Origin of the sequence: Methanobrevibacter sp. (assembly GCF_036307625.1) — an archaeon.
Classification (GTDB): Archaea; Methanobacteriota; Methanobacteria; order Methanobacteriales; family Methanobacteriaceae; genus Methanocatella.
On record NZ_JAXJXF010000131.1, the window covers coordinates 1 to 10,901 of the forward strand.

A 10,901-nucleotide genomic window follows, 5' to 3' on the forward strand; every position below is an offset into this window, starting at 1 on the left:
TCTCTCAATTGTTCTGCAAAGTATTCTTTAATTTCATCAAGAGAATTGTTAACATAATCCAATTCATAAATCCTATCTTCTTGATTTTTAATTAAAATATCCTTTTCATCAAGCTGTTTTTTCAAGAGATTGATCTCATCTTCTGCTTTAAATTTAATAACAGAAACTTCTTTTTCCTTTTCTACAATGTCTTTTTCGAGTTCTTTTATCCTCAATGGAGTATTATCATTTGCTTTTTCTACTTCGAGCTTTGTTAAATCTAATTTAAGCCGATTAAGCTCCAATAGGCAAGACCGAATTAAAGATTGTAAGGTATCTTTTTCAGCATCAATTCCTATTTCCATTCTATCCCTTAGTTAAAATTTTTATCCCAATACCGATTTCAAATTACAACTATTAATTAATTTGAAAATTTCGATATATTGTACAATATAATTCCTTGATATAAAATATTAATTTTATACTATTTAAATTAAACCCTTAAAATAACCTAAAAATAAAATTAAAAACAATAAGAAACAAGAAGGAAAAAACAAAAAATATTAAAAAAAATAATAAGAATAAATGAATAAAATCATAGGATTTTATCATTAATCAATTCAGCATTTAATATAGATGCTCCAGCAGCACCACGAATGGTATTATGACCTACAAGAACATATTTGAAACTATTATCAAATACTTGGTCTTTTCTTAATCTACCCACACTAACAGCCATACCATTTCCGGCACCTCTGTCCATTCTAGGTTGTGGTCTGTTTTCTTCTTCTCTAATAATCACAGGATTTGCAGGAGCAGAAAATAAATTAAGTTCTTGTGGTAAACCTTTGAAATTTGCCATACTATCTTTAACATCAGCAATGTCAAAGTCATCATCCAACTCGATAAATACTGCTTCAGTATGACCATCAATTACTGCTACCCTATGACATGATGCGCTTAATTTGAAATCTGCACGAACCACATCATTACCATCGTAGGAACCTAACAGATAGAGTGATTCGCTTTCCATTTTCTCTTCTTCACCACCAATATAAGGAACAAGATTATCCACAATAGCCATTGATGGAACACCATTGTAACCTGCACCAGATACAGCCTGCATGGTTGAAACCCTAACAGAATTCACATTAAAATTGTCTACGATAGGTTTTAATGTTAAAGCCAATGCAATAGTTGAACAATTAGGATTGGTAACAATGAATCCATCCCAGTCATTTTCCTTTTGCTGAGCATCAATCATGTCTAAACATTGAGGATTGACTTCAGGAATCACCAATGGAATATTTTTCTTCATCCTATGAGCACTAGCATTACTTGCAACAACATAATCTTTAGCAAATTCCTTTTCAACTTTTAATGCAAAATCAGCAGGAAGAGAAGAGAATACAATATCAACATCATTATCCATTGCATCAGGATTAGTTTCTGTAACTATAATATCCCTAACAGATTCAGGCATTTCATCATCCATATACCAGGTGGTTGCATCTTCATATCTTTTACCTGCAGATCTGGAAGAAGCTGCCAATGCAGTAATTTCAAAATCCGGATGATCTGCTAACAATTGAATAAATCTCTGACCAACCATTCCAGTTGCACCAAGAACACCAACATTCACCATATAAATCACCTATTCTAAACCTAAAACATCATTCATACTACTTACAACACCTTTTTCAGCGGAAGGAACATATCTGATTGCCCTAATTACACCAGCTATGAAAACTTCCCTAGTGTGAGCTTGATGTTTAACTTCCAATCTTTCACCATCACCGACAAACATTACAGTATGGTCACCGACAATGTCTCCACCACGGACTGCATGAATACCAATTTCCTCTTTAGTTCTTTTACCAACTAAACCGTGTCTTCCGTAGACTCCCACTTCTTCAGGGTCACGGTCAAGTGCTTCTGCAATCACTTCAAATGCTGTAACTGCAGTTCCGGATGGTGCATCCTGTTTCTGATTGTGGTGTGCTTCAATAATTTCAATATCAAAATCATATAACAATGGAGCCAATTTCTTTAAAGTATTGAAAAATACATTTACTCCAATTGCCATATTTGATGAAATAACAGCTGAAACATTATTTTCCTTAATATTCTTAATATTCTCATTCATTTGCTCTTCAGTAAATCCAGTTGTACCAACTACAACTGAAACTCCACAGGAAGTAGCTCTTTTAACAGTATCAACAGCTGCATGAGCAATAGTAAAATCAACAAGAACATCTGCACCAGATGCTTTTAAAGTTTCTTCTAATTTTTCAGAGCCGACAATTTTCACTCCAATTTCACCGATTCCAGCTTGAATACCAGCATCTTTTCCATCAAGAGGAGAATTAGGTATTTCAATAGCTGCAACAACTTCCATATCATCTTGTTCTGAAATTTTTCTAATAATACCGGAGCCCATTCTTCCTGCAGCTCCAGTTACTGCTACTTTAATCATGATAAAACCTTCTTAAATCAAATCTGAATCTTTTAATGCTTTTTTAAGTATTTCTAAGTTTTCATCTTTCATTCCAGTCAACGGCAGTCTTAATGGACCTGAAGGAAGACCCATAAGATTCATAGCTGTTTTTACAGGTACCGGATTACTTTCTACGAAAAGAGCCCTAATCAATTCGACCATTTCATAATGAAGTTCCATAGCTCTTCCATAATCATCATTCAAGACACTGTCAACCATCAAAACCATTCTTCTTGCATCAATATTAGCAGAGGCGCTGATAACACCAGTTCCACCAACTGCCAAGATAGGTAAAGTCAATGAATCCTCACCTGAAAGGATATTGAAATCATCTTCAAGACCTTCATGTTGAAGTGCTCTATAAATGTCTGACACTTTATCGACACTGCCACTGGCCTCTTTAATAGCATCAAGATTATCAATTTTAGCCAATTCAACAATAGTTGAAACATCCATATTAACTCCAGTACGGGATGGGACATTATAAGCAATGATAGGAATGTCTGTATTTTCAGCAACATACCTGTAATGTTCCACCAATGAGTGTTGCTGTGGTTTATTATAATAAGGAGTAATCAATAATGCGGCATCTGCACCGGCATCTTCAGCATATTTAGTAAGAGCAGTAGCTTCATAAGTGGAATTACTTCCAGTTCCAGCAACTGTAGCTACCCTACCATCAACTTCATCAACCAATATATCTATGATTTTTTGGTGTTCGTCATGATTGATGGTAGCGGATTCACCGGTGGTTCCAGCCCCCACCAAACCGTTTACACCTTGGTCTATTAGATAATTAATATTAGATCTAAAGCCTTCTTCATCTATCTGTTCGTCCTTATCAAAAGGAGTTACCATTGCAACATAAGTACCTTCAAAATTCATTCTATAACCTCACTAATTAATTTGCATGCTTTTTCACCGTTTACCCAATCTACAAATAAAACAATTGCAGTTTGAGAGGATATGATTTCAACAATATTAATATCATTCATTCTTAATGGTTCGGTAATTTTTGAAATAATTCCAGATTGTTCGATTATATCAGGACCTGCAAATGTAATCATTGCAGTATCCCTTCCTAAAGACAATGAACTTAAAACATCGGTTTCTATTACGAACTGATGCAATATATGGTATGCTTTATTTGAATCAGATTTGTTAACAAAAGCAGACATTGAATTTTGAGCCGCAGAAATACCAAAAATATTGATATTTTCATTGGCAAGACATCCGCTTAAACCTGCAAATAAACCAGGTTTATTAAGCATTTCTTCACCAACAACAGCAATAAGAGAAATAGGATTTTTATAAAGAGTTACTCCCCTTAACAAGTCACCATCAAAAGGACCTACAATACGAGTACCTTTTGAAGATAAATCACCATGTTCAAAATTTATAATTTTTGCACTTATAAGAGGATCTTTATATAATAATGCATTAGGATGTAAAACTTGAGCACCATGAGTAGCCAAATCCCTCATTTCCTCAACGGATATCTCATCCAATAATTTAGCGGATTCAATTTTATTAGGATCAGTTGACATTACTCCATCTACATCAGTAACTATTATTACTTCTCTTGCTTCCAAACAATGTCCAATTAAAAATGCAGTGACATCACTACCACCCCTTCCCAAGGTGGTGATTTCACCCAGAGGACCTTTTCCTAAAAATCCACAGATAACAGGTATGATGCCCTGATTGAGAAGAGTCCTGAGCCCTTCCATTTTTATATCAGTAGCCTTAAAATTAATTTTAGCTTCTAAAGAATTGGAATCAGTTATTACTGGCCATAATTCATGATAAGGATCTATGAATTCTGATTTTACACCCAAAGATTCAATAGTTGCGGAAAATACCCTGGAGCTAGTCAATTCACCCATAGCCATAATTTCCGCCTTTTGCCTATTGGTCAAACCTTCCCCAATAGCTTCGTTAGATAATCCAATAAGGTCATCAGTGGACTTGTTAACAGCTGAAACAACAACTATTATCTGATTGCCTTTCATATATTCATTTACAACGGACTGTGCCGCTTTTTTAATTCTGGAACCATTACCAACCGAGGTTCCTCCAAATTTTGCTACTAGTAAATCCATAAGTTCACCTATTTCTTAAAAAGTTCATTGAATTTCTACAATATACATTTATATTTTTATATGAACATATTAATAAACTTTGTAAACATGTATAAAATTAAAAAATATAAAAGTTCAAAATAAATTAAAAAAAAGATTAATAAAAAAAGAGTAAGAAATTTGAACAAACTTATTCTTGAGTTTGTTCTAATCTGACAAGTCTGGTTACATATCCAGCAATTTTATTTCTTAAATGTTTAGTACTTACAGTGGAGTATTCTTGTACTAATTTTTTGTTTTCTTCAAAATCAGTAGTGAAAACACCTTTATGAGTTTCAATAAGTTCTTTTGCTAAACGTTTAACAAATGAAGTTCTAATATTTCCCATCAACATTCCTCCTTAAAATTTTATTTTGCTCAATTTTACTTAATTTAGTCAGCATATCAATGATTTGATCAATAATATCCGCATCAAGACCCTTTTCTTCAGATAATTTCCTAATCTTTTTATGTATTGCTTTTTCCCGAGATTCATCATAAATGGGAATGCCTAAAAAATCTTTAGCAAGGACAATATCCTTTGCAAGAGAAGTTCTCTGAGAAATTAAGTCCATCAACTCATTATCAATTTCATCAATGTGATTTCTAGACTTTTCAAGAAGTATTTCAGCTTCTTCTTTATTATTAAAGGATTTTATTTTATCTTCAGTCAAAAAATCACCATTTTTGATAATAATGATAATAATATAATTTATTATTATCATAGTATATAAACTATATGATTAATAGAAAATTAGTAAAAATGAAATCAAATTTAAATTTCAATACATCCATCATTGTCTACTTTAGTTCTGATGACATTTCCTTCATATTTGCTCCATGCTTCCTCAACATCATCAATGCAATCATTATTAACTACAGCAACAAAAGAAGATCCAGTTCCGGACAGTCCAGAAGCAACTGCACCCACTTCCAAGGCATCAATTGCAATCGCAGAATCAAATCCCAAAGTTGCAGAATAAATCAAACCATTTAAGGTAAGGGCCTTAAAGTATTCTTTTTGTTTTGCAAATCCAAAAGCAGTTTCAACAAGGGGAGCCAACAATTTCATCCTTTCAGGATTGGAATCACCAGATTTTGAATAAAAATTAGGCATGTAAACCAAAATTGGATAATCTTCCATTTTTTCCTTAATGATAAACTGTCTATTCCTATTATCCGTTACAACAGCACCACCAAAATAAGATGCAGTCGCATCATCAAAAGAACCAGTGATTGTGACTCCAGCATCTAGAGATGCATCAATAGCCATATTTATAATTTCCAAATCGTTAAGAGGTTTTAAATCAAATTCATCACAGATAACCAAAGAAGTAGCTTTAACAATAGCATTTGATGAAGCGCTACTACTAGAAAGACCAGATGCCATCGGCAATTTGGATTTGGTTTTTATATCAATCCCAAATTCTCCTTTATCAATATTATAATGATTGAAAACCTTTTCAACACACAGTTCCATCAGGGAAGTGTCAGCACCCACATCATTGGAGCAATTAATGGAATCATGCAAGGGTTTAGCTTCACATATGATGTCCAAGCCTATGCCAAATGCCGAACCAAAGCCTGTTGCAATTGCATTGATTATTGTTGCTGAACCCGGAGATCTGACTATTTTTTTCATTCGTAAACCTCATCGTAAGGAATTGTAATGGTTGAAAAGTCCATTGCCCTATTACGTGCATTTAAAGATAACAGATATCTGAAATCGTTATCATTAATCATTTTATCAATGGCACGAGCAATAGACGATACCTTTTTTGGATCAACCAATAATCCAACATTATCAGTTATTATTTCAGTAATTCCACCAACATCACTACCGATAACTGGCTTTCCACATGCCAATGCTTCAATTAAAACCAATCCAAAACTTTCAGAAAATGAAGGCAAAATTAAAACATCACAGCTGGGAATAATGTTTTCAACATCATTTCTAGCCCCAGTGAATATTACATCATGTATATTTTCATCCTCAACCTTCTTTTTAAGTTTCTTAAATAAAGGACCATCACCAACAACAACCAAATAATAATCACTGCTGGCAATCTTTTTAGCTTCTAAAATGGAATCAACATTTTTCCTTTTGATTAAATTTCCCACAAAAAGAACAACAGGCTTGTCATCTAATTTGTATTCCTTTTTGAATGAATTATTTTCAGTATTTGAAAACTTATTAACATCCACTGAATTCCAGGACAATCTAGTCTTATCTGCAATACCTGAAACTCCAGTAGCAATAATTTCATGTCTTAAAGCATTACTTACTGCTAAAACAACATCAGCACCTTTCAACACTTTTTTGATTGTTGATCTCATTAATGGCTGTTTTTTATATACTTCAAACATGTCAGATCCGTGAGCAGTAACATATGTCTTTATTCCCTTTTCATTTCCCACTTCAACAGCAGCAGCACCTGCAGGGAATAAATAATGTCCATGTATAATATCAATATTTTCCCGCTCAACAAGCTCTTCCAATGCTTTTTTAGCATTCTTTTTAAACATCAAACCTCGAACACCAGGAATATTAAGTCCTCTGGTACCAATAACATGTATTCCATCAATATCCTTAATGTCTTTATGAGGATAAGTAATCACATAAACTTCATGACCCTGTCTGACAAGTTCCTTAGACAGCGTATGAATATGAACACCAACACCACCAACATGAGGTGGAAACTGACCAACCATAGCTATTTTCATAAAAAAATTAACTCCATTAATTAATAATATTATTTATTAAAATTATTGCATAAATAATTAATTAAATTAAAAAATATTAAAAAAAAGTCCGATTAATGTCTTATTCGAAAGAAATAATTCATATAATATTAGTATAAGCCATTAAAAAATTCATTTGATTGTTTAAATTTAAAAGCAACTCCAAAGAGTATAATATTATAAATAATACCAAATCATATTAAATAAAAGCTAAAAATGGAAACTAAAAACTTTTTTTATCAGAAAAAATAGAAAAACAAATATATAATGTAAATACACTAATAATTATGAAAGCAAGTGAATTACTTGAAGAAATAAAAGAAAACTTAAAAGACTATCCCATAGAATACCTCAAAAACAAAGTAACAGACGATAGATACAAAGACCCGTTAACAAAACAGCTTGCCAAATACAATTCCGAAACATGGGACGAAATTTTTGCCCTGAATATCTCTGAAGACTATGAGATTAAAGATGGAGTTGTCGAAAATATCAAAAAAGATATAGATTTTTATTTTAATACTTATGCCGGAGGAGATGAAGAAACAAGAGAATTTACCAAATACATTTCACTCTATTTGGCATTGATGGCTAAAAGACCCCTGCATCCAGTTGGAGACAATCCATCAAAAGATCAAGTCTTTTTTGAAAACGGTGAATATAAATGCAAAACCAGAATCATGAGCATCAAAGATGAAAATTCATTGTGCCGTTATTGTGTCTGTAAAAACGCAGGCTATTCGTTTGGATTCTAATTTGAAAAATTTAAGTGATTTTAATGATGTCCGATGAGTATTTAGAGATGTGTAATGATTTAACAAATCTTATCTCAAATGAAGAAAACATATCCGGAAATTCTGTTTTTGAAATATTGAAAAAATATTCATCAAACATTTCAGTATTTGATATGATGACATTCAGTTCCCAAGTGATTGAAGAAAACAAATACGTTCAGGAAAATTATAGAGAAGACAGTCAAAAATCATATATTGAATCTTTTTTATATCGGGTGAAAGATATTCCAAAAGATACATCAGATTACAGTAAAAATATTGACAAACAATCATTAGATGGTGCAATTACAACTTTAAAAGTGAACCATACAGAGGATACCACTAAAAACAAAAACCTATTGATTTTTTACATAGCATCAGTATATGCCACATTTCTTTTAGAAGAACCTATCCATCCTGTTGGAACTCCATTTCCAGGGTCTCTAAAAGTCGAACAGGAAAATGGGAAATTCTACTGTCCTGTAAGGGATGCGAATATCGATACTCCAAATGCAGTTTGTAACATCTGCCTTGCTGAGCAATTAGAATTCTAATTGATGATATTCATATTGCTGTTCAGATAATTACCTTCCATATCAACCAGAATTACATTCAAATCCAAATCAAAACGTTGCATGCATCTATCTCGAATAGCTTCAGCAATACTATTTGAAACTTCAACCGAAATGTCTAGTTCATTTAAAATATCCATCATATCATCAGTGGTTTTGGAATCAAATAATCTTTTAAGGTCATTTTTATTAACACCACACAGAGCTGCATGAGTAACCATTATTTCTCGCCTGCCATCAGCTACGGCATGTTTGGTATCGAATATTCCTCCTGCAACCTTGATTAGTTTACCCATATGTCCGAAATATGTGAATTTGGTAATTCCTCTTTTTTCAGCTTCTTCAAACATGAATCCCACATAATTTCCGGTTTGAATTATCTGTTCGGCAGTAACTCCCAATTGTTTTAATGCTAATTTTTCACCAATATTTCCCGGAACAAAAACCAAATCACCTACATCAGATGCCAAAGCCACATCCAATTGTGTGACAATGGAATTTTTATAGGCTTCACTTGACATTGATCTTGCAATGCCTGTTGTTCCAAGAATGGATATTCCACCAACAATTCCCAATTTGGGATTCATGGTTTTTTTAGCTATTTTTTCACCTTCGGGAATTGAAATGGTAACTTTGGCAATCTTATCCTTAGGAACCTTATCCTTTAAATTATTAACAATCATTTTTCGAGGAACAGGATTAATCGCATAATCGCCAACAGGAACTTGAAGACCAGGTTTTGTAATTATACCCACACCTTCACCGCCTGTTATGATGACATTATCAGATTCACCATTTTTGTCCAAAAGTTCCACAGTAGCAACAATGGCCAAATCTACGGTGACATCAGGGTCATTGTAAGGATTTTTATGAGCAACGGCATAAGCTTTAAAAGAAGATAATTGTTTACACTCATCAATAATGATATCCAATGTTTTTTTAGGAGTCTCTACTTTAACACATGCAATGTCTTGAGATTCCAAAAGCATATCCAATGCCGCTGAAGAACAAGCAGTAGCTACAGTACCTGTTGTAACTCCAGTATAATTCTCATTAGTCATTTTAAACAAAAAAAGAAATAAAAAAAGAACGAATCTATAAAGATTCAAGTTTTTCAATTAAATCAGCATCACTAGGTGCGCCAACAAAAGCAACTTCACCATCAATGACAATAGTAGGAACTGCCATGATTTGATAATTAATAGCTTTTTGTCTGTTTTCTTCACTTTCATCTATTTTTATAACTTCCACATCAATTGCATCGCCCATTTTATCTTTTGCAACTTGAGCAGCATCAATTGCTGCGGGGCAATGCGGACAAGAGTTTGTTGAAAATACTTCTACTTTTATTGCCATCATATAGTCTCCATTAATTAAGTTTATTTAAACCTAATTTATAATAACTGATATATAACTGTTACCACCCACATTACATTTCAAATGCTCTACAAATAGTTATTTATTATATAAAAAAATAAAATTTAAATGATTAAAATGGAAAATTTACCGACTGATATAAAAAAAATAATTAATAGCGCATATCCCTATATTGAAGAATTCAATCCTGCACAAAAAGCAGTGATTGAATCAGGATATTTAGATGACAAATCAAACTACATAATCTGTATTCCAACAGCAAGCGGAAAAACTGTTTTGGGAGTATTGCCTGCCCTCAAAACAATACGTGACGGAGGAAAAGCCGTTTATGCAGCACCTCTCTTATCAATACAGAATGAAAAAGTGAAAGAATTCAAAGCATTTGAAGAACATGGAATCAGGGTAGGCAAACATCCATCTAGCGCAGATTTATCAGTTATGGTTTTTGAATCATTCGATGCACTTACACGATTTTCCTGGGATGCATTGCGTGACGTGGACACATTAATCATTGACGAATTTCACATGATTGGAGAATTTTCCAGAGGCCCTACACTTGAAGCTGCAATTACAAGAGCAAAAATTATCAATCCAGGCATGAGAATCATTGCACTTTCAGCCACATTGAGAAATATTGAGGAAATAGAAGGCTGGCTTGAAGGAACATGCGTAGAACATGACTATAGACCAGTTCCATTACATAAAGAAGTATTGGATGCTGAAATGTTCAATACAAAAAACAAAAATGATGTTGTTGTGAAAGTGATTGAAAAGGCGATTGAAGATAAATCACAGGCATTGGCATTTGTATCCACAAGAAGATTTACTGAAAGTTTAGCAA

At 33.1% G+C, this 10,901-nt stretch carries 13 protein-coding genes and 1 pseudogene; 3 read left to right on the forward strand and 11 right to left on the reverse strand.

The window, feature by feature from the left end; genetic code table 11:
- The 9 genes and pseudogenes from UIB65_RS08480 to UIB65_RS08520 form a co-directional block, all read right to left on the reverse strand.
- A pseudogene (locus UIB65_RS08480) lies at positions 1–344 on the reverse strand (glycosyl transferase); the annotation flags it as partial.
- 230 nt (positions 345–574) lie between these two features.
- Positions 575–1,624, reverse strand: coding sequence for an aspartate-semialdehyde dehydrogenase (gene asd, locus UIB65_RS08485; RefSeq protein WP_330040930.1), 1,050 nt, complete (start codon positions 1,622–1,624; stop codon positions 575–577).
- A 9-nt stretch (positions 1,625–1,633) separates the two neighbouring features.
- On the reverse strand, positions 1,634–2,455 hold the full coding sequence (gene dapB / locus UIB65_RS08490) for a 4-hydroxy-tetrahydrodipicolinate reductase (RefSeq protein ID WP_330040932.1): 822 nt from the start codon (positions 2,453–2,455) through the stop codon (positions 1,634–1,636).
- Positions 2,456–2,467: 12 nt separating this feature from the next.
- The gene (gene dapA / locus UIB65_RS08495) at positions 2,468–3,361 is read right to left on the reverse strand and encodes a 4-hydroxy-tetrahydrodipicolinate synthase (RefSeq protein WP_330040934.1); all 894 of its coding nucleotides are present in this window, start codon (positions 3,359–3,361) and stop codon (positions 2,468–2,470) included.
- Entirely contained in the window at positions 3,358–4,578 is a 1,221-nt protein-coding gene (locus UIB65_RS08500; protein ID WP_330040935.1) for an aspartate kinase, read from the reverse strand. The genes dapA and UIB65_RS08500 overlap by 4 nt, the downstream gene beginning before the upstream one ends.
- Before the next feature lie 169 nt (positions 4,579–4,747).
- Positions 4,748–4,945, reverse strand: coding sequence for a 30S ribosomal protein S17e (locus UIB65_RS08505; RefSeq protein WP_067043908.1), 198 nt, complete (start codon positions 4,943–4,945; stop codon positions 4,748–4,750).
- A complete protein-coding gene (locus tag UIB65_RS08510; RefSeq protein WP_292605258.1) occupies positions 4,932–5,270 on the reverse strand; it encodes a chorismate mutase in 339 nt (112 codons plus the stop codon). The genes UIB65_RS08505 and UIB65_RS08510 overlap by 14 nt, the downstream gene beginning before the upstream one ends.
- A 101-nt stretch (positions 5,271–5,371) precedes the next feature.
- Positions 5,372–6,238, reverse strand: coding sequence for a shikimate kinase (locus UIB65_RS08515; RefSeq protein WP_330040937.1), 867 nt, complete (start codon positions 6,236–6,238; stop codon positions 5,372–5,374).
- Positions 6,235–7,320 carry a glycosyltransferase family 4 protein gene (locus UIB65_RS08520; RefSeq protein ID WP_330040939.1) on the reverse strand — a complete coding sequence of 362 codons (1,086 nt, stop codon included), beginning with the start codon at positions 7,318–7,320 and terminating at the stop codon, positions 6,235–6,237. Before UIB65_RS08520 ends, UIB65_RS08515 begins: the two co-directional genes overlap by 4 nt.
- Before the next feature lie 305 nt (positions 7,321–7,625).
- On the opposite strand from UIB65_RS08520, the gene UIB65_RS08525 reads away from it, so the two are divergent.
- Both UIB65_RS08525 and UIB65_RS08530 read left to right on the forward strand, forming a co-directional pair.
- The gene (locus tag UIB65_RS08525; protein WP_330040940.1) at positions 7,626–8,093 is read left to right on the forward strand and encodes a DUF2115 family protein; all 468 of its coding nucleotides are present in this window, start codon (positions 7,626–7,628) and stop codon (positions 8,091–8,093) included.
- Positions 8,094–8,116: 23 nt separating this feature from the next.
- On the forward strand, positions 8,117–8,665 hold the full coding sequence (locus UIB65_RS08530; protein WP_330040942.1) for a DUF2115 family protein: 549 nt from the start codon (positions 8,117–8,119) through the stop codon (positions 8,663–8,665).
- On the opposite strand, the gene cbiD is transcribed toward UIB65_RS08530, so the two are convergent.
- Both cbiD and UIB65_RS08540 read right to left on the reverse strand, forming a co-directional pair.
- Complete coding sequence (gene cbiD, locus UIB65_RS08535; RefSeq protein ID WP_330040944.1) at positions 8,662–9,744, reverse strand: cobalt-precorrin-5B (C(1))-methyltransferase CbiD; 1,083 nt, start codon at positions 9,742–9,744, stop codon at positions 8,662–8,664. The two genes, UIB65_RS08530 and cbiD, sit on opposite strands and share 4 nt — an antisense overlap.
- 34 nt (positions 9,745–9,778) lie before the next feature.
- Positions 9,779–10,039, reverse strand: coding sequence for a thioredoxin family protein (locus UIB65_RS08540; protein ID WP_330040945.1), 261 nt, complete (start codon positions 10,037–10,039; stop codon positions 9,779–9,781).
- 129 nt (positions 10,040–10,168) lie between these two features.
- Here UIB65_RS08540 and UIB65_RS08545 point away from each other — a divergent pair.
- The coding region (locus UIB65_RS08545) for a DEAD/DEAH box helicase (RefSeq protein WP_330040946.1) at positions 10,169–10,901 on the forward strand (733 nt) is incomplete at its 3' end.